Source organism: Spirulina subsalsa PCC 9445 (genome assembly GCF_000314005.1).
Taxonomy (GTDB): domain Bacteria; phylum Cyanobacteriota; class Cyanobacteriia; order Cyanobacteriales; family Spirulinaceae; genus Spirulina_A; species Spirulina_A subsalsa.
This window is the reverse complement of record NZ_JH980292.1, coordinates 1947844-1965433: the sequence shown is the minus strand read 5'-3', so window position 1 is coordinate 1965433 and position 17590 is coordinate 1947844. Positions and strand designations below refer to the sequence as shown.

Sequence of the window (17590 nt, the reverse complement as noted above, 5' to 3'; positions counted from 1 at the left end):
TAGGGCTTGCTGAATAAGTCCGAGAGTTGGGGAATCGGGAGTCGGGAGTCGGGAGTCGGGAGTCGGGAATAGGCAATCGTGCCAGTTTTAAATGATCTGTTCCCTGTTAAGAGTTCCCTGTTCCCTTGTTGAGCCTAGCATAGGCGTGTTATTCAGCAGACCCTAATTATCAATTCTCCCCTGCTCCCCTGCTCCCCTGCTCCCCCTCCCCCCTGTCTCCTGATTCAGCAAGCCCCATCTAGGGCTTTAATCTTCAGGAGTCGCCAGTTCATCCTCCCTAGAATCCTCTGGAGACTCTGAGGGACTGGGACGGGATTCTGGTTCAGGAGAAGGAGAAGGAGAGGGAGAGGGAGAAGGAGAGGGAGAAGGAGAGGGAGAAGGAGAGGGAGAAGGAGAGGGAGAAGGAGAGGGAGAAGGAGAAGCCGTCGGACGAGGACTAGGTTTCGGTTTGGGTTGGGGGGAGGGAGAAGGGGCCGCTTGGGGAATTTGGGGTTGATTGCGTACACTCTCCGAGTCCGGTACAGAGAGCGTAGGACAGCGTTGGGGGTCATAGGTGAACTGAATGCTGATCCGGTAGGGGGTGGGTTGTTCTCCTCGCGGTAAACCTAAACGGGTCACTTGCGATCGCGCTTGTTGATCCAATAGAGCATAACCCGCACTGCGAAGCTGTTGCACATTAGACAAAGACCCATCAGGTTGAACCACCAAACCATAAACCGCCGTACCTTCCATTCGTCTTAAACAAGCATCCGCCGGATAATTCCCCCGAATAGTGCGACTTTGGGGAGTCCCTTGTCCTTGACTCACATTATTGCGCCAAGCCGCATAGTTCCGCTCCGCTTCTTGATTGGTCGTATTTTGATCCGTTCGCCGTTGGAGATTCCGTTGTTCAGCCAGTCGTTGATTAAAAGCCTGTTGACGTTGTAGCGTCGCCACTTGTTCAGGACTGAGAGGAGGCGCACCTTCATTTTGACTGGTGGCTCGGACATTACCCGGACGTGCCGCTACGGAACGGCTTTCAGGCGGACGGGGGGAGTCTGTAGGACTTTCCTCCTCCCCCTCCTCCGACCTTGGAGCCCCCGGTAATAAGCGGGCAGGATTGCCAACTTCTTCGAGAGGTCGAATCCGAAACGCCTGGGCAGATTCATCAATTTGGAAGAGATAATTTTCCCGATCCCTTGGGGTGGGGACTTTAGCCGTGGTTTGGGGGGGTGGGGGTGGGGTACTAGAACGACCCACCGGAGCCGGAGGAGTCGCCGGGAGTTTGCGTTGTACCGTGCCAGAAGGGGGATTAACCGGGAAGGAGTAAGCCCGTTGACCGGAGGGTAGTCTAGGGGTAGAGGTGCCGCCTGGTGGCGGGGGCAAGACTGGGCTAGTCACTTCCGGTAAGGGCAAGTCCTCAAGGGTGGGAATATTGGGGCGACCCGGTACAAGGGCGGTGGGGATTTCAGGCAGTTCTAAGGGGGGCGGGGAGAGATCGGGAAGACGGCCAATTTCATCGGGGGTTAACTCAATGACCTGAACATTACGATGATAGGGCGCATCTTCGGAGGGCGGGGCAAACATGGGTAAATTCGGCAAAGCCACACCGACCATGGCGTGTAAACTCACAGAGCTTAAAGCGGCGATGGTTGTAGGATGACGCAGGGTGACGATTAGGGTTTGGGTAATATTTAGGCTCATCGTCTTAAAAAATTAAAGATTACTGTAAATGACTCTAGGGTTAAAGGTAGAGGGCGGATCTGGTTTAGATGATCTTAATGCGCAAATAGATCAATTCTAGCGTGGGGCTTCCTTGTTTTATATCCAGTAGAGTAGCGGCAGCCTGCTGACTGCCTCTGTCCTCCGAGGAGTTCAGCCTGTCGTAACTGTTCCCCCTTCCATTAAAATAAGATGAAAGCTACATTTTCCCAGCTTTCTTTGAGGGGTTGGGGGATTAATTCTCATCCTATTGATAACTTACTATGTTTAACTGGTTTAATCGGAAATTTGGCGATTCCCACGGAGAGCCACGCCAACGCAATAAACAAGAACAACCCCCAGAAACTCCCCCCACCTCTGAACAACCCCCCGTTGAAGAACAAGCCCAAGAATCCAGCGAGTCTTCTGATACCACAACCTCCCATGAAGATTATCTTCAGTGGGCCAAGGCCGCTTATCAAAACATCCAAAAGCGCCAAGCCGTAACGGAAGAACCCCCGGAAGCGAAGGAAGAGACTCCCCCCGAAGCAGAGGAAACGGTTGCAACGGAGTTAGAGGAGTTAGAAACCGAAAGCCACGAGGAAGAATTAGAACCTGTGGCTGAAGCCCCCGAACCCCTCGCAGAAACTGTTCTAGAAGAACCTGTAGAAGCCCCCGAACCTGTTGCAGAAGCTGTTCTAGAAGAACCTGTAGAAGCCCCTGAACCTGTTGCAGAAGCTGTTCTAGAAGAACCTGTAGAAGCCCCTGAACCTGTTGCAGAAACTGTTCCAGAAGAGCCTGTAGAAGCCCCTGAACCTGTTGCAGAAACTGTTCCAGAAGAGCCTGTAGAAGCCCCTGAACCTGTTGCAGAAACTGTTCTAGAAGAACCTGTAGAAGAACCCGAACTCACCCCGGCCGCTATTGTGGCAGAGGAAGATGAGGAACTGGTAACAGATGCCCACGAAGGAGAACCCGAACCCCCCGTTACCGTTCCCGCTTGGCTGAAAAAATCCGATGCTTTGGAACGCTTAAAAGCCACCGCCATAGAAACCCCCGAACCGGAAACCGTTGCCCCGACAGCCCCAGAGGGCGACATCCCCTTTGATGAGGATTTCATGTGGTCAGCGCGAGTCTTAGCGGAACAAGGACGACAACCGGAGGATATTTCCGCCGAAGAGATCACCTGGTTAAAACGACTGCGGGAAGGACTGGGGAAAACCCGGCGCAGTTTGGTTAATCAACTGAAAGCCATTGTGGGACAAGGCCCCCTCAATGAAGATGCGGTGATGGAAATTGAGGCCTTGTTATTACAGGCCGATGTGGGAGTAGAGGCGACGGATTATATTATCGAAACCCTCCAGAATAAGCTGCGGGAGGAGGCCTTACCTCCGGAACAGGCGATCGCCTACTTGAAAAAAATCCTCTGTGATATCCTAGAACGCCCCCTCGCAGACCAACAAAATGAACTGTTTGTCCCCGAAAAAGATATCCTCAACATCTGGTTAATGACCGGAGTCAATGGGGCCGGGAAAACCACCACCATCGGCAAACTAGCCCACCTCGCCCAAAAATCCGGTTACTCCTGCCTGATTGCCGCCGCCGACACATTCCGCGCTGCGGCCGTAGAACAGGTGAAAGTCTGGGGAGAACGGTCTAATACTCCCGTCATTGCCAACCCCGGTAAAAACACCGACCCGGCTGCCGTAGTCTTTGATGCCATCACCGCCGCCCAATCCCGTCGGGCGGAATTACTGCTCGTAGACACGGCCGGACGCTTACAGAACAAGAAAAACCTAATGGAGGAACTGGCTAAAATCCGCCGCATTATCGACAAAAAAGCCCCCGATGCTAAGATTGAATCCCTGCTGGTGTTAGATGCCACATTAGGACAAAACGGCCTCCGTCAAGCCCAAGTTTTCTCCGAAGCCGCCCAATTAAGTGGGGTAGTCTTGACAAAATTGGATAGTAGTGCTAAGGGCGGTGTAGCTTTAGCCGTAGCGCAACAGTTACATTTACCCATTCGTTTTGTGGGTGCTGGGGAGGGGATTGAGGATTTACGGCCTTTCTCTAGTTACGAGTTTGTCGAGGCCCTCTTGAGTGATTAGGAGGGAGCATCAAACCTCATCAGATGGGTTAAGTCGGGAGAATCATAAATTCTCCCCACTGCCATCCTGATACACTCTATTACTCACCAATCAAGGCAGCTACGGGAATTTTGAGATCCTCAAAAGCTAGGGGGGTAATTTCTCCTGCCGTTAGGGTCATTTTGGAGGCATATTCTCCCCCTTGGGGATGCCGAAATATAATCAGTTCCCGACGTTTTAAGTTAACTAACCAATATTCAGGAATTCCCGCTTCTGCATAGATCCGGTATTTTAAGCCGGAGTCTTTTTGTAAACTGGTATTGGCATATTCTATCAGCCAAAAAATATTTTCAGGATAGGGATGGTGGGTCAGATATTCTTGACCCAACCGTTGCACAATGGCAATATCGGGTTCTGGTTCCGAGTGGTTGGGTAGGGTGATGGGTTTAGCTGGACGGACTAAAGCGCGTTCTCCTAATAAACGGCTTAAATAGTCTCCCGCTTCCGTGCTGAAATAAGCATGAGGTTCACCTTCCGGGGACATTTCGACAATTTCTCCTTTGAGTAGTTCCACCGGGCGATCTTCGAGTAAGCCCGTTTCAACCATTTGATGATAGTCTTCTATCGTCCATTTGGCTAAAGATATGGTCATAGTTCTTAACCCTCCTTGGTGGCTATTCATACTATAGTGGTTAATCCAGCCCATAGGCATCCTATAACGTAGAAGCCGTTCATAAATTCCCCCTACCAAAACCGATTGAGACTCGGTATATATCTATTCCATAGCCTCCCGTACTTCATCTAAGGGCAAATCTAGCACTTCTGCAATTTGTTCTGCACTTAAACCCAGTTCAATTAATTTAGATAAACTGGTTAATTTTGTTTCATATAAAAGCCGATCAAATGAAGTATATTCACTGGCTTGTATATCGTTTTTATTAAAGCTTTGATCCCCTTCATCCCTATTATCTAATTTTGGAAGTTCTGAAGTAGGACAAAGATTAATATTTCCAATTTGAACTGCATTAAATAACTGAGAGTGAGAGTTAGCAATTCCTAACCGTTCAACCACTGCGCAAAAATTTGACTTATTGATATCTTCCCCAAAACTTTTGGACAGCAACTGCCAGAGCTTGTAAGCCTCATCTTTTACATGACCCTTGCTGCATTTATATTTTTGGGCAATTTCAGGATACTTTTGACCATTAAGCACCCCCTTCAAAATTTCTACTTGCAGACTATCAAGATGTTTCCTAGTTTGTTTAAAAACTAACTGATCAATCGACTGCAACACAGTTTCCCAGTCCATAACTCTATGATGACTTCTCTGAGTTCATAACCGCTATTATCTGCTATTATCCGCCATTATCCGACCGCTTAATATTTTTTTTAGAAAAGTCCCGTCTAGATCAGTCTTTATCCGTCCTTTTCAGACTTGTCAATTTTTTATGTGCCAGATGACAATAGAGATCAGGTAAGGGATCGGGCTTACTGAGTTTATCCCAAACTGCATATATTCGTAACCCTCACAGGTCGCCAAATTAACGATAAGGAGAAGTTGGCTATGAAAATTATTGTAATCCTGTGGACAATTTTGTGTGTTATCTGGCTTTTTGCTAGTATGGGCGAATTAGATCCTAGCATGGTCGAATCCAGTGATGCTTATGCTGCTGGTGCTGGAATAGGTGCTGTGGTTATTTTCATAGTTTGGGCAGTAGTTACAGTTCCATTATCCATTTTGGGCTTACTTTTTAAAAAGTGAGTTAGCTCATGCCAAGTAGAGTAGGGTGCGTGGGGCGGTTATAATCTTTCAGCAAAAATCCGCAATCTTTAAGTCCGCCATAACGCACCACACTTAGGATGATAGTCATTGCTCTATTCTAAATGCTTTGTTCAATTTTTGAAACACCAAGAAGGTAGATTTCTTATTCAGTTACTAAGGACGTGAAATGCGATGTTCGATCTCGTGGTTGGATGGTTTAAAAACGTTAGCAATGTACTCACGTTTAACCCCGTAGAGAAGATAAAACCTAAAAACAACATTACTCCCAGTGAAAGAGGCTACACATTTGAGCATGATGAGCTTAAAGGACTTATGAAAAGGCTAGAAGGATTTGAAAGCGTTGAATTTACTGACGTATATGGTGCGACGCTGACACCCGATACGATAGATCAGCGTTTTGGTCCAGATGGTGGTATTGATTGTGTGATTCGTATTATTACGCCCACGGAACAAGGTGCGAAAAATGTAGCTACGCGGATCAGAAATATTTTAATTAAAGGTGATTACTAATGGCAAAAAAAGAAATTGCACTAGAATTTAAAGACCGCCATCTCACTCGTCCTGATTTAGATCAGATTGTAGGGGCTAAAACTCGCGCTGTGCCAGATGCAAGTGAAATTATTGTTCGATGCCGTTCTGCGGCAAGGACAGTATCTGAAGCAGTTGATTCATATGATAATGAGAAAATTACAATTGTTACTACGGACAGCAGACCTTAAGCTATTTTATCTATTTTATGGGTTATTACTTGAATTTTTCATTCCAAGAACTCAAACGAGATGGCAATCAGGTTATTTATGATCCAGATGGATTTGATGAAAAGCCTATTCGTATATCAGTGCCTGAAGTCGTCAATATTTTTGAAAAATTACTGATAACATTTGAAGAGAAAGGTTTGATTGAGACACTTTCTAAGAAGAAAGTTACACAACAAACAGCAATTCAAAAGAAGGACATTAAAGTTGATGAAGATCCCAAGATCAATGAGGCTTTAGGTGATGAAAATCAAAAGAAAAATACTGATGAAAATGCTAAAATTAGTGAAACTATAGGCGATAAAACTCAAGAGATAAACACTGATGAGAATAGCAATAGTCATAATGCTGTAAACGATGAAAGTCAAGCCACTGCGCAATCAGTATCTCCTTTAAAAGGTTTATCTGGAAAGGTTTATTATTGCCAAGTCAAGAACTTAAATTCAGAAGCACTGACTCAGTTTTGTAGGGAATTAATAGGGTACATACAAAAGTCATCATCTCAGATGAATCCAGAAAATTTTATTTCTGACGATGCTAGTGTGTGGGTTTCCGGTATAATGGAAGCACTTGAGATCCGAAATTATTTAGCCAGATATACAAAAAATTCCAGTAAAAAAAACATTCAAAATGGATATTTATACGTCATGCCTAGCTAAAACTTATAGAGAGTAAGGGTGAAACTCAGGTGGGGCAGTTAAATGTTCTATATCAAGTTTTGAAAATTGATGATGGGTGAGCTTCTGAATTGCTTGGTGGCTATTCATACTATAGCCGCAGTTGATCGAGTTGATCTGCTGTTAATCCGTAAGTTTGGGTAGGTTTTATCTAGGTCTGCTGAAAAAACAAAACCTTAGAATTAACAAGGGAACAGGGAACAGGCAAGAGCCAAGAGGCTGGCTTTTCAACTCTCACGCGCCCCCATAGAAATCCTCGGATAAAATCGCATCTAGAGGGAAAGGACAATCATCAGGATATTCCGACTCGGCCGGAATTCTGATGCCAAAACTTGCCCGTTTGCCCTCTTTAATCGCTAACTTGCGAGAACGAGGATAAGCTTTAATAAGCGCCGTTTCTAGATAAGATTTTAAGGAGGGAATCTCAACCAATTGACTTAAAACACGCTGTCGGTGTTCATCAACAGAACTGTACCAACTGCCTTTTATCATCTGTGGTGCGTCTGCTTGAATGGTTAATTTAAGCAGATGGGCTAACAAGATCATTAAGTTGCTTTCTAAGGCGTTTTTATCTGACTTTCCCAAGTCTTGAAGTTCCGCAATTAAATGTTCTATATCAAGTTCTGAAAATTGATGATGAGTGAGCTTCTGGATTGTGTCTTCTAACCAGAGGTGAAAGTCTTGTTCATAAATCATGGGATTCTAGTGAAAGACCTGCTAACAGGATAACCGATTCTAGGTGGGTTCGCTGCGCTCATTGGTTTTGGGTGGGCATCCTCGGCATCCTGACATCCTCCCGACGCTGACTCTACGGGTACAGCGCGGGGTTTCGCGGTGAAGGGAAGGGATGCCCGAATTTTTTAAACTTCGTGGGAACATTAATCATTTCTCTGAGGTCTTAGGGAGAAAAGCAGCAAAAATGCTGATGACCTAGATGCAGAGAGAGTTGATTTTGTTGAGGAACTAGCCAGTTTTGCCTATCAGATAAGCAAATTGGCGTAATGGGCAAAAAGTGTATACTGTTGTGGATTGATCTATCAGACTCAACATATACCCTTTTGCCCCTTTTTCTTTGCCTATTGAGGGAAGTCGAGAAAGGTTTAGCGCAAGAGGATGTCAATGTAGTTTTTCTAGTGATAGACTAATTGTTAAAACAGTTACCAGTAATCTGGGCTGTAAAAAAACAACCAACTTAGCCCTAGAAAGTTCGCTCCTTTCAAGATCAACGATTATCTGGAATAATTCATGGAACTGACAGAACTAAAACGCGAGATTGAACTGCTCACCATCCGCCTGGGTAAAGCCCAGGACTATCTTTGACCTGCCTGCACTACAAGCTAAGATTCAGGACTTAGAACAAATATCCGCACAACCGGACTTTTGGGATGATCAGACTACGGCCCAGAAAACCTTACAGAGGTTAACGGAAGTGAAGGGGGCTTTAGAGCAGTATTATCAATGGAAACAGCAGTTGGAAGATACAGAAGCGATCGCCGAACTGCTCGAAGTCGAACAGGATGAGAGTCTTTTAACGGAAGCGGAAACGAATCTCTCCCAACTGAATAAAGCTTTGGACAGTTGGGAACTCCAGCAACTGCTCTCTGGGGAATACGATAAAGAAGGGGCGGTTTTAACGATTAATGCGGGTGCTGGGGGAACTGATGCCCAGGATTGGGCGGAAATGTTGCTGCGAATGTATACCCGTTGGGGGGAAAAACAAGGCTATAAGGTGAATTTAGCCGAATTATCCGAGGGGGACGAGGCGGGAATTAAATCCGCTACTTTGGAATTTACCGGGCGCTATGCCTATGGTTACTTAAAGGCTGAAAAGGGCACCCATCGTTTAGTGAGAATTTCCCCGTTTAATGCGAATGGGAAACGCCAGACCAGTTTTGCTGGGGTGGATGTGATGCCTGCTTTGGAGGAGTCTAGTCTCAATGTGGAGATTCCTGAACAGGATTTAGAAATTACCACATCGCGCTCTGGGGGGAAAGGGGGGCAGAATGTGAACAAGGTGGAAACGGCTGTGCGCATTGTTCATGTCCCCACGGGAATAGCGGTTCGTTGTACTCAAGAGCGATCGCAATTGCAAAACAAAGAGAAGGCAATGGCACTCCTGAAAGCGAAATTATTGGTCATTGCCCAAGAACAACGCGCTCAGGAAATCGCCCAAATTCGTGGGGATATCGTCGAGGCCGCTTGGGGGAATCAGATTCGGAACTATGTGTTCCACCCCTACCAAATGGTCAAGGATTTACGCACCACTGAAGAAACCACCGCCATTGATGACGTAATGAATGGAGCGCTCGATCCTTTTATTGAGGCTTATCTGCGACAGGAAACCCAGTTAGTCTAACCCAGAATGGTGTGCCTGAACGTCTCTAGATCAGTCTGATCTCCTTCCTCGGGGTGGGGGGAGGGGGTCAGACCTCACGATGAGCGATTACATTTTTTTATGGTTTTCCTTTACAAACAGAAACAATTATTACGATAAGTTTACGTTAAATAGGTTAGAATACCTTGGCGGTGTGAACTTAGTTAAAAAACGTAAAGAATAATGCCCACTGTATCTCCTGTCAAAACTTCTGATCGTGCCAGTGATGCGAAATTAAAAAACCTCATGAAGGCTTACCAGACCGAGCAACAGTTAAAGTATTTACATTTACAGGCGGAAGTTGAAGTCCTGTTACAGCAACTCCAAACATTATCGCGTCAACAATCGTCTCCGAAAGTCTCTTGAGAATCTTGGCCAGTTAAGACCCGAAGTTAGAAGTCAAGGGTATTGGGAGTCGGAAGAGGTAATAATCCTGAATTCCCCCTCCCCCATTTCCGGATCAAAATGCCTCAAAGGCGTCGATCAGATACTCTTGTAAGGTTAACTCAAAAGACCCCCAGCGCAGAGGTTGCCCGATCTCAATCTGAGAAGATGTCCCCTCAAGTGTTGGGGGGAGAGGGCTTGATTCTCCTCGGTTGAGGCTTCGGGAACGCACAAACGCACAATCAAAACGACAAGGCAAATCCGCCCACTGGGGAAAACGACTTAAAAACACCTCAGCCGCTTGGGAAAATCGGCGCTTTTTGCGTTCATCCACCGCTAAACGTCCATCCTCATCCCAATTCCCCCGACGGCGGGTTTTCACCTCCACAAAAGCCATCCCCTCAGCCTCCGATTGAGCAATCAGATCAATTTCCCCCTCCCGACAGCGCCAACGCTGTTGGAGAATTTGCCAACCTTGTTGTTGTAGCCACAGGGCAACCAATTGTTCGCCCAGTTTCCCCACTTCATGGGAGAGGGGAGAGGATTTGCGGGGGGGAGTCATGACAAGTCTGGGGTTTAGTGGGATTGGTGATAATGGTACGATAAAAGAGAAATCAGTGTGATTTGTGTCAATTTTGGGTTGTGGCCATGAAGAAACGAAGCTTTTCCAGTCTCCTGTTGATGGTACTCGGTGTTTGTTGGTGTGCGATCGCCGGATTCAGTCTCCTAAGCTTAAATGCGCCCCCTGCTTTAGCAGAAGACTACACCAAAGGGTTTTTCATGGAACAGGACTTTTCTAATCGGGATTTACGAGACTCTAGTTTTCGTTCTGCCAGTCTCCAAAAAGCCAATTTTAGCCACTCCAATCTAGAAGGCGTGACGTTTTTTTCCGCGAATCTAGACTCTGCCAATTTAGAAGGAGCTAACTTAAGCAATGCCGTTTTAGGATCAGCCCGTCTCACCCGTGCTAACCTCAAAAATGCTATCTTAGAAGGTGCTTTAGCCCCCAATGCCCGGTTTGACAAAGCCAATATTGAAGGGGCGGATTTTACGGATGTGTTTTTGCGCTCTGATATTCAAGAAAAGTTATGTGAAGTAGCCAGCGGCACCAATCCCGTCACCGGACGAGACACCCGAGACACCTTATTTTGCTCTTAGAAATTGTGTGATTAATGCCTATCGTCATCCTCAATAGGTTCTAGTAGGGGTGCTTCATGGATTCCCCCATGATCTGGGGAAAATTTCCCCCAGTCTTATAATTTCAAGAGGATTGCTACAGTGCGGCTCCACAAGTCAACAGTGATGTAATTCTTAGTCAACCTATCTCGGGAAAGTAGAAAACATGAGAGAACTTGATACCGAAAAAACCGTTCAAATCCTGAACCAAATTATGGAATTTGAACTAGCGGGTGTTGTACGTTATACCCACTATAGCTTGATGGTGACAGGCCCCAATCGTCTGCCGATTGTAGACTTTTTTAAAACCCAAGCGGGAGAATCGTTGCTTCATGCCCAACAAGCGGGGGAAATTTTAACGGGGTTAGAAGGTCATCCGACTCAAAAAATTGCCCCCATTGAAGAGAGTTATGAGCATGATATTAAATCGCTGTTAGAAGAGAGTTTAGGACATGAGAAAAAGGCTTTGGAGTTATACAAAGAATTACTGGAAGTTGTAGAAGATGCCAGCGTTTACCTAGAAGAATATGCCCGGGGAATGATTGGGCAAGAGGAGTTACATAACATAGAAATTAAAAAAATGTTGCGAGATTTTGCTTAAATTAGCAAGGGAAGATAGCTAGGGCTTGCTCAATAACTCTGAAAGTCGGGAGTTAGGAGTAATGCCATTGCGAGGCACGAAGCAATCCAGTCAGGAGTTGGGAGTAATGTCATTGCGAGGCACGAAGCAATCCAGTCAGGAGTTGGGAGTAATGTCATTGCGAGGCACGAAGCAATCCAGTCGGGAGTTGGGAGTAATGTCATTTTTTTTGCTTACTCAATTCGAGTTGAAGCCTTAACATCTTGCTCATCTAAAGGTTCTTCAATGGCATTGCGTAACCAATTGATATCAAATCCCTCCGATTTAGTCGCAGTGACCTTAATAGAAATGCTCATGTTGTCGGCCTGATCTGATAAGGTTTGTAATGCCTGAATGACCTCAAAAAGGTGCGCTTTATTAATGACTGACTCTAAACGATAAGCGATCGCAGGTTGCCTTCCTTCCTTAATTGCCTTCAAAATTGAACGACTAATACTACTATTCCCCGTTTCTTCAATCACAACAGAAGGGGGGGCGTATCATCAGCAGGCCTGTCTATTTCTGCTTTTATTGGATCTATACCGTCCTTCTCTAAATCATTAGATAGACGAGGAGATTCTATTGTTTCATCGGGATGTATTAATTGAGCTTTTAACGTTGCAACCAGTTCCGGGGTGATTAAATATCCTTCTAAGTCTAATTCATCAACTTTTAACTACTCCAAATCGTAGTTCACACGCCACAATGATGCTAGTACAAACGCTGTCTTCCCCGACATCTACAATATGCTGGAAAATCCGACCGGGAGAATGAGTTATCCCAGCAGCGAAGCAATTGCATTCTGCTCACTTTCAGGTAAGACTTGTAATAAAGGCGATCGCACGCTCAAGCAACTCAGTCATTGCTACTTCACCCAGAACTTTATACTCATTCTATCGATTATTGCTGTGCCTTCACCGATCACTTCAAATTACATCCGGTTCAGCAATTCATCGTACTCATCATGTGAGCCAATCCAATACCAGTAAATATGGTCAGCTTCGAGCAAACCCAGAACACGATAATTGATGCTGACACGAGCAGAATAAATGGGTTGCTTCTGACTGACGCGCTTGAACTGAAGGCTCGGATGATAAGGATCTTCTTGCCAAAGGGCATAAGCTTTGTTGGCTTGATCCTGAACTGATGCAGGCAGATCACCTAGCCGTTTGCGAAATGACTTTGTGACGCTTGATTTCATTTTTGTGGTGGGAAGACCTCATCAAGGGGAACAGTCTCTCCTGCCGCGATCTCCTGCCGCACCATTGCCACCATCTGATCCCATTGATCGTCTGTCGTTGTCGCAAAACAGGTTTCCCATTTTTGCTCGTCCTGTAACTCTGCCAAAAATCGAGCCGCGATCGCATCTTGCTGGTCGGGTGGGAGTTTTTGGATTTGGGCGATCGCCTGTTGAAGTAGTTTTGTCATTTTTCAGTAGCAGTTAACACCGTCAAATCACATCCTTCTTTATTTTACCCAGTGCTGTGCTTTTTTCGGGACGGTGATGGGGGGGAATCAAGCCCCACTGGGTATAGGTTTCATCGTTGATCACTCCTTTAAGCAACAATACTCTCATCTTGCTCATCAGCAGGCAAAGTTTTCAATTAGGCGATCGCACGCTCAAGCAACTCAGTCATTGCCACTTCACCCAGAACTTTATACCCATTCTATCGATTATCGCCGCTCTCAGGCAGATTGAACATAGCCCGATCACGCTCTTGGAAACTGGGTAAACTTCCCTGATCCTGCCAATGTTTTTGAAAAGTAGGCATTGTTTCCAAAAACATTACATTCCCAGCTTGATAAGATTTAACGCCGCACTCTGCGGCAAATTCGGAGCGCAGCGGAGAATTTGTCCGGCAGCAGTTCATTGTTAGGCATTTTAGAATAATGACATTTGTATGTCTGTGTCTTGTGTCGCCAGATGGCAACTACTTAAAGCGATCCATAGAGGTACTTCATCGCGATCTATCTGTGACATCCTCCCGACACCGACCCTACGGGTACGGTGCGGGCTTCCCCATATCACTATGAGGCTTTCCTGCTTCTACGGGAGGCTCTAGATGTCTTTTTAGGGACATCCGATCGCGAACTCCTCGACGGCCAGGCCACAACCTGAAGTTAGGCCTGCGCACTGAATGCCTCGTGGAACGTCACCACCCCACGGGCTGACGATGGACCAAAGGGCAAGACCTGAAAATACTCCGGCGGCACATCAGGCAGCAGCAAGTCGGAATTAGGCTTAAAGCCAAATCGTGAATAGTACGCTGGATCTCCCACTAAGGCGCAGCCCGCCGCGCCCTGCTCCTGTAGAAGACGCAGAGCGGCCTGCATGAGGAGGGAACCGATCCCCTTCCTTTGTAGCTCCGGCTTGACGGAAATCGGGCCGAGTCCGTACCAGCCCGCAGAACCATCGGAGATTGTAATGGGTGATACCGCCACATGACCTACGACTTCGCCCTCCTGTTCAGCCACAAGGGAGAGGGTCAGAGATCCAGCCTTACGCAGGGCATCAACAATGAACTGTTCTGTGTGCGCCGTGTGGGGTGCATTGAGGAACGCCGCGACTGTTAAGGCATGGATGGCCGCAACATCTGAAGGCAATTCCTGACGTATGACTGGGTTCATCGCACATTCGCTCTCTAGGGGCTTAACTATACTGTCTTAATTCTACCAAATATCAATTCTTGCCTGCCAAGGATTGGCTTATCAATAAAGATTTAAGTAAACCGTGGTAACTCTCTTCTGTCACTCTGGAGAATCTGCCCCATCAATTAATATTAGCTTCCGCACAATCGGCTGTTGATTATTGGCCCGTTGTAATCGACGAATTTTAAATAATAGTCGCCACGTTTCCACTGAAAAACTCATGGGTAAAGAAAGCTGAAACGCCTTCCACCAATTGCGACTTTCCAGTGCCATCTGGACTAAACGAATTTTTAAATAAATTTGCAATTCCCGAATATTAGATAAAGACTGTTCAGCCGTATCATTTAAAAATTTGGCAAGTTTTAATACTAATATTTTGTTCGGATGAACTTCCTGAATAAATGTAATATTGTTTTTAACAATTCGGGGAAATAAGCACAAAAACAATAATTGCCAACATAGGAAACTTAAGCAGGCAGAGGAAAATAATATTAATGCCTGTTTTTTGCTACCTTTTTTAAAGGCAACCAATCCCCATCTGAGTTGTATATATTTTCTTAATAATGTTAAACGCTCATAACTCCATTGATAGTCAGCTGTCTCTAAGAGAATTTGCGAGGAGTATTTAAAAGTAGAATAGTGAGGATAGAGCAAAAAATTAACGTGATTCTCATGTTTAAACCGTTGGAGCAATAATTTCCAAGCCATGAGGGAAAAGGTAGAACCTTTAGACAGTTGGGCAGCCTTAAAAACTTTGCCTTGTTTCAGGGCAACTAAACTCCAATGAAGCTTTAAGTATTCCTCAATGTTTTTCAAACTGGGAATTGTAGAACGGTATTTTTGATTGACGAGGGCGTAAATTCTAGTTTTGATAATAATATGGGTGTCAAGACGGGTTTTTAGGGAAAATTTTTGGTTATAAGAACCTGGCCAAACTGTGCGATAGGCTAAACAAGAGTTAATAAAAATAGCATCACCAAACTGGGTGATTTTTACCCAGGAGTCAATATCATCAAAATTCGCATCTAAGGTGGAATCCCAGCCTCCTGAACGTAAAAAGGCATCCCGGCGAAAGGCAACCTGTACCGGGGTACCAAAGGGAACGGCTTCTAATAACATTCCATGATGGATGTCTTCTTGGGGGATGTAAAAGGCTTTACCTGGGCCGACTTTTTCGGTGATGAATAACTCTTCTTCTTGTTCTGTCACTTGTGCGGCACGACAGGAACAGATAACAGCTTGAGGACGAAGGGCGATCGCACGGCTCATTTCCTCAATACAATTTAAAGCCAAATAATCATCATCATCTAGCCCTTTAATCCAGTCTCCTGTAGCGCGATGGACTCCGGCGTTGACACTTTCAGAATGACCTAAATTCTGCTCATTACGATGATAAATCAAACGGTTATTCCCTTGACAGGCTAACTGAGCCACCAGTTCCGTCACATAGTCTTGAGTGCCATCAGAAGAGCAATCATCCACTACTACGACCTCACAGGGAACGGTTTGATTGAGAGACGTAGCGATCGCTCGTTTCAACAAAGACAAACGATTATACGTTGTAATCACGATGCTAAATCTCATCCTGTGACCCCTAGCGATAACGGCCTTTGTTCCATCTTACCCAGAAGGGAATAGGATGTGTCTCCTATCCCCGGGTTACTTGTATCTCTTGGTAGAGTTCCGGTTAACCTAATGTCGGGCAGAACTCCTTTATCCTCCTGTAAGACAAGTCTTATGGAGGCAACGGCAAATAAGACGGGAAACCCTAAAGACGCATAAAACCGTCCTTGAGTTGTTGTTGAAAGCCCCAATTCAAGCAAAGCAAGTTGGGGTACTTCACTTAATCCAGAAAATATTCACGAGTCCAAGTTCCATGTAATCCATAAGGAATATGATGTTTTAAGTGTAATGTAGCGATCGCACCCTTGCCTAAATCCTGGGCATCCAGAATCACCAACTTAGACCGATGATTGCTCGCATCATACACCAAAACTAACAACCATCCCTCATCTTCCGCCTCAGCACTAGGTCGGGGAACAAACATTGGCTCCCCCACATACCCCCGAGGGGCAAAAGAATAACAATCGCTGCGCTTCTCCCATAGATCCACCTTCAAAACAGCCTGTAAGGGCGCATTGCCCCCCGTGGCATGGGCAGCCCCCAAATACACATAGCGGGCATCTCGCCCCACCTTCTCCGGGTGAATCACCGGAAACTCACAACAACGTTCCCCCCAGCACTCCCTTGTTACCGTTTGCTGGGCTAAATTCAAGTGAAAACGCCACAACAGCCCCGGTTCCAATGCCGGAAAATCGACCTCGCGGAAATCGACCTCATTCTTGAGCTTCACATAAGAAGCATAACAAACTGAATCCACACAAAGCTCTTGATCATTCACCTCAAAAGCATTGGCATGGTGGAAAATAAACCCAGCCGGACTTTCCAGAATCTGCACCCCTTGAGAGGAATTCCCATCCCGAGGAATGACCAAAATTCGGGTCGGTTCGTCAGTTTGTAAATCCAGACATTCCCCAGCCCCCCGTAGACCTAACAAATAGGGCAAAGGATTAAATTTAACCGGATTTTGGAAAAAAATGTAGTAGTGGGGGGTGAGGGCAAAATCATGAACAAAAGCAAAACCCGGCACCGAATGCACCTGTTCCCGCCGTAATTTCCCCTCTAGGCTGAACTCGTAAATCCGAATCTTGGTAGAAGCGCCCGCTTCAATGGAGAAATTCACCAAGCCCGGTTCACCGCCATCCCAAATCGAAGCCGGGTCTAGGCGGGGGTGTGCGGCAAAAGCCTGACCCGGTTTCAGCCTTCCCCCAAGATAATCTAACCCCACCGTCTCCAAATTTTTAGGGTCTAAGCGGTGCGGTTCTGCCCCTTCCCACAGGGCGAGTAATTTTCCCCCCCAGTACAAAACATTGGTGTTGGCAATATTTTTAAACTGCATATCTAGCAAATTAGCCAACCACCCCCCCGGTTTTTGGGTACCGAATACACCCCGATAGAGGATTTTCTCGGCCGCCTGTTCTTTAATAAAGCCCTCGGTGCGGACAAAGCGGTTCTGAAAATGCACCCGCCCCCCGCGAAAACTGAAGGCACAGACCATCCCATCCCCATCAAAGGGGTGTTTAATGCTTTGTCCGCCAATTTCAAATAAACCGGGGCCGTTGCGGAAGAATGTCCCCTCTAGTTCAACGGGGACTTCTCCCTCTATCTCGTCAATCCAGTAGGCCGATTCTTGCCGCAGGGATTCATAACCCCGTTGCCAGTCTTTAAGGTCGTAGGATAGCGTTGAGCGGTGTTGGGTGGATAGGGTGGGCGATAGGTTAACCATAGTCTCGAAAACACAACTGACTGTTACTTTCTGGCTATGGTAACAAATTGTTAAGCTGTGCAT

21 protein-coding genes and 1 pseudogene are annotated in these 17590 nt (G+C 46.1%); 9 read left to right on the top strand and 13 right to left on the bottom strand.

Translation table 11 applies throughout. The annotated features are described in order from the left end of the window. Positions 1-246: 246 nt before the first annotated feature. Complete coding sequence (locus SPI9445_RS0109170; protein WP_017304443.1) at positions 247-1683, bottom strand: TonB family protein; 1437 nt, start codon at positions 1681-1683, stop codon at positions 247-249. A 281-nt stretch (positions 1684-1964) separates the two neighbouring features. On the opposite strand from SPI9445_RS0109170, the gene ftsY reads away from it, so the two are divergent. Continuing rightward, positions 1965-3785, top strand: a complete 1821-nt coding sequence (gene ftsY, locus SPI9445_RS0109165; protein WP_017304442.1) for a signal recognition particle-docking protein FtsY — start codon at positions 1965-1967, stop codon at positions 3783-3785. 79 nt (positions 3786-3864) lie between these two features. Here the strand turns inward: ftsY and SPI9445_RS0109160 are convergent, their stop codons facing one another. After that, positions 3865-4416, bottom strand: coding sequence for a Uma2 family endonuclease (locus SPI9445_RS0109160; protein WP_017304441.1), 552 nt, complete (start codon positions 4414-4416; stop codon positions 3865-3867). A 123-nt stretch (positions 4417-4539) separates the two neighbouring features. Beyond that, positions 4540-5073, bottom strand: a complete 534-nt coding sequence (locus tag SPI9445_RS0109155) for a helix-turn-helix domain-containing protein (protein WP_017304440.1) — start codon at positions 5071-5073, stop codon at positions 4540-4542. 255 nt (positions 5074-5328) lie between these two features. Between SPI9445_RS0109155 and SPI9445_RS0109150 the strand changes: the two genes are divergently transcribed. From SPI9445_RS0109150 to SPI9445_RS0109135, 4 genes are all read left to right on the top strand, one after another. Next, positions 5329-5526, top strand: a complete 198-nt coding sequence (locus tag SPI9445_RS0109150; protein ID WP_017304439.1) for a hypothetical protein — start codon at positions 5329-5331, stop codon at positions 5524-5526. Between the two features lie 192 nt (positions 5527-5718). Beyond that, entirely contained in the window at positions 5719-6057 is a 339-nt protein-coding gene (locus SPI9445_RS0109145) for a hypothetical protein (protein WP_017304438.1), read from the top strand. Beyond that, positions 6057-6266 (top strand): hypothetical protein, encoded by a 210-nt coding sequence (locus SPI9445_RS0109140; RefSeq protein ID WP_017304437.1) that lies wholly within the window; start codon positions 6057-6059, stop codon positions 6264-6266. Before SPI9445_RS0109145 ends, SPI9445_RS0109140 begins: the two co-directional genes overlap by 1 nt. A 17-nt stretch (positions 6267-6283) precedes the next feature. Beyond that, positions 6284-6961 carry a hypothetical protein gene (locus SPI9445_RS0109135; RefSeq protein WP_017304436.1) on the top strand — a complete coding sequence of 226 codons (678 nt, stop codon included), beginning with the start codon at positions 6284-6286 and terminating at the stop codon, positions 6959-6961. Positions 6962-7213: 252 nt separating this feature from the next. On the opposite strand, the gene SPI9445_RS0109130 is transcribed toward SPI9445_RS0109135, so the two are convergent. Next, positions 7214-7675: a DUF29 domain-containing protein gene (locus SPI9445_RS0109130; RefSeq protein ID WP_017304435.1), complete on the bottom strand. Its 462-nt coding sequence runs from the start codon at positions 7673-7675 to the stop codon at positions 7214-7216. Positions 7676-8224: 549 nt separating this feature from the next. On the opposite strand from SPI9445_RS0109130, the gene prfB reads away from it, so the two are divergent. Beyond that, a protein-coding gene (prfB, locus tag SPI9445_RS0109125; RefSeq protein WP_164674497.1) for a peptide chain release factor 2 occupies positions 8225-9335 on the top strand; the annotation gives its coding sequence in 2 pieces (ribosomal slippage) (positions 8225-8296 and positions 8298-9335; 1110 coding nt in all). 201 nt (positions 9336-9536) lie between these two features. Beyond that, positions 9537-9719: a hypothetical protein gene (locus SPI9445_RS0109120; protein WP_017304433.1), complete on the top strand. Its 183-nt coding sequence runs from the start codon at positions 9537-9539 to the stop codon at positions 9717-9719. Positions 9720-9813: 94 nt separating this feature from the next. Here SPI9445_RS0109120 and SPI9445_RS0109115 read toward each other — a convergent pair whose 3' ends face one another. Continuing rightward, on the bottom strand, positions 9814-10299 hold the full coding sequence (locus SPI9445_RS0109115; RefSeq protein WP_017304432.1) for a YraN family protein: 486 nt from the start codon (positions 10297-10299) through the stop codon (positions 9814-9816). A 119-nt stretch (positions 10300-10418) separates the two neighbouring features. Here SPI9445_RS0109115 and SPI9445_RS0109110 point away from each other — a divergent pair, with 119 nt between their 5' ends. Both SPI9445_RS0109110 and SPI9445_RS0109105 read left to right on the top strand, forming a co-directional pair. Continuing rightward, positions 10419-10895 carry a pentapeptide repeat-containing protein gene (locus SPI9445_RS0109110; protein ID WP_017304431.1) on the top strand — a complete coding sequence of 159 codons (477 nt, stop codon included), beginning with the start codon at positions 10419-10421 and terminating at the stop codon, positions 10893-10895. 184 nt (positions 10896-11079) lie between these two features. Then, positions 11080-11514, top strand: a complete 435-nt coding sequence (locus tag SPI9445_RS0109105; RefSeq protein WP_017304430.1) for a ferritin-like domain-containing protein — start codon at positions 11080-11082, stop codon at positions 11512-11514. Between the two features lie 212 nt (positions 11515-11726). Here the strand turns inward: SPI9445_RS0109105 and SPI9445_RS0109100 are convergent, their stop codons facing one another. The 8 genes and pseudogenes from SPI9445_RS0109100 to SPI9445_RS0109065 form a co-directional block, all read right to left on the bottom strand. Beyond that, on the bottom strand, positions 11727-12014 hold the full coding sequence (locus SPI9445_RS0109100; protein ID WP_017304429.1) for a hypothetical protein: 288 nt from the start codon (positions 12012-12014) through the stop codon (positions 11727-11729). Positions 12015-12200: 186 nt separating this feature from the next. Further along, a pseudogene (locus SPI9445_RS32055) lies at positions 12201-12311 on the bottom strand (type II toxin-antitoxin system VapC family toxin); the annotation flags it as partial. Between the two features lie 152 nt (positions 12312-12463). Continuing rightward, positions 12464-12733: a type II toxin-antitoxin system RelE family toxin gene (locus tag SPI9445_RS0109095; RefSeq protein WP_017304428.1), complete on the bottom strand. Its 270-nt coding sequence runs from the start codon at positions 12731-12733 to the stop codon at positions 12464-12466. Next, positions 12730-12960: a hypothetical protein gene (locus SPI9445_RS0109090; protein ID WP_017304427.1), complete on the bottom strand. Its 231-nt coding sequence runs from the start codon at positions 12958-12960 to the stop codon at positions 12730-12732. Before SPI9445_RS0109090 ends, SPI9445_RS0109095 begins: the two co-directional genes overlap by 4 nt. A gap of 22 nt (positions 12961-12982) precedes the next feature. Then, positions 12983-13117, bottom strand: a complete 135-nt coding sequence (locus SPI9445_RS31620) for a hypothetical protein (protein WP_017304426.1) — start codon at positions 13115-13117, stop codon at positions 12983-12985. Between the two features lie 536 nt (positions 13118-13653). Further along, positions 13654-14160: a GNAT family N-acetyltransferase gene (locus SPI9445_RS0109075; protein WP_017304424.1), complete on the bottom strand. Its 507-nt coding sequence runs from the start codon at positions 14158-14160 to the stop codon at positions 13654-13656. Between the two features lie 120 nt (positions 14161-14280). Then, positions 14281-15750, bottom strand: coding sequence for a glycosyltransferase family 2 protein (locus SPI9445_RS28395; RefSeq protein ID WP_202803665.1), 1470 nt, complete (start codon positions 15748-15750; stop codon positions 14281-14283). Positions 15751-16024: 274 nt separating this feature from the next. After that, positions 16025-17527 (bottom strand): carotenoid oxygenase family protein, encoded by a 1503-nt coding sequence (locus SPI9445_RS0109065; RefSeq protein WP_017304422.1) that lies wholly within the window; start codon positions 17525-17527, stop codon positions 16025-16027. Positions 17528-17590 lie beyond the last annotated feature (63 nt).

What these genes read in the sequence shown, in the direction of transcription:
- SPI9445_RS0109170 (WP_017304443.1), bottom strand. Translation starts at nt 1,683, where the DNA reads ATGAGCCTAAATATTACCCAAACCCTAATCGTCACCCTGCGTCATCCT.
- ftsY (WP_017304442.1), top strand. Translation starts at nt 1,965, where the DNA reads ATGTTTAACTGGTTTAATCGGAAATTTGGCGATTCCCACGGAGAGCCA.
- SPI9445_RS0109160 (WP_017304441.1), bottom strand. Translation starts at nt 4,416, where the DNA reads ATGACCATATCTTTAGCCAAATGGACGATAGAAGACTATCATCAAATG.
- SPI9445_RS0109155 (WP_017304440.1), bottom strand. Translation starts at nt 5,073, where the DNA reads ATGGACTGGGAAACTGTGTTGCAGTCGATTGATCAGTTAGTTTTTAAA.
- SPI9445_RS0109150 (WP_017304439.1), top strand. Translation starts at nt 5,329, where the DNA reads ATGAAAATTATTGTAATCCTGTGGACAATTTTGTGTGTTATCTGGCTT.
- SPI9445_RS0109145 (WP_017304438.1), top strand. Translation starts at nt 5,719, where the DNA reads ATGTTCGATCTCGTGGTTGGATGGTTTAAAAACGTTAGCAATGTACTC.
- SPI9445_RS0109140 (WP_017304437.1), top strand. Translation starts at nt 6,057, where the DNA reads ATGGCAAAAAAAGAAATTGCACTAGAATTTAAAGACCGCCATCTCACT.
- SPI9445_RS0109135 (WP_017304436.1), top strand. Translation starts at nt 6,284, where the DNA reads ATGGGTTATTACTTGAATTTTTCATTCCAAGAACTCAAACGAGATGGC.
- SPI9445_RS0109130 (WP_017304435.1), bottom strand. Translation starts at nt 7,675, where the DNA reads ATGATTTATGAACAAGACTTTCACCTCTGGTTAGAAGACACAATCCAG.
- SPI9445_RS0109120 (WP_017304433.1), top strand. Translation starts at nt 9,537, where the DNA reads ATGCCCACTGTATCTCCTGTCAAAACTTCTGATCGTGCCAGTGATGCG.
- SPI9445_RS0109115 (WP_017304432.1), bottom strand. Translation starts at nt 10,299, where the DNA reads ATGACTCCCCCCCGCAAATCCTCTCCCCTCTCCCATGAAGTGGGGAAA.
- SPI9445_RS0109110 (WP_017304431.1), top strand. Translation starts at nt 10,419, where the DNA reads ATGGTACTCGGTGTTTGTTGGTGTGCGATCGCCGGATTCAGTCTCCTA.
- SPI9445_RS0109105 (WP_017304430.1), top strand. Translation starts at nt 11,080, where the DNA reads ATGAGAGAACTTGATACCGAAAAAACCGTTCAAATCCTGAACCAAATT.
- SPI9445_RS0109095 (WP_017304428.1), bottom strand. Translation starts at nt 12,733, where the DNA reads ATGAAATCAAGCGTCACAAAGTCATTTCGCAAACGGCTAGGTGATCTG.
- SPI9445_RS0109090 (WP_017304427.1), bottom strand. Translation starts at nt 12,960, where the DNA reads ATGACAAAACTACTTCAACAGGCGATCGCCCAAATCCAAAAACTCCCA.
- SPI9445_RS31620 (WP_017304426.1), bottom strand. Translation starts at nt 13,117, where the DNA reads ATGAGCAAGATGAGAGTATTGTTGCTTAAAGGAGTGATCAACGATGAA.
- SPI9445_RS0109075 (WP_017304424.1), bottom strand. Translation starts at nt 14,160, where the DNA reads ATGAACCCAGTCATACGTCAGGAATTGCCTTCAGATGTTGCGGCCATC.
- SPI9445_RS0109065 (WP_017304422.1), bottom strand. Translation starts at nt 17,527, where the DNA reads ATGGTTAACCTATCGCCCACCCTATCCACCCAACACCGCTCAACGCTA.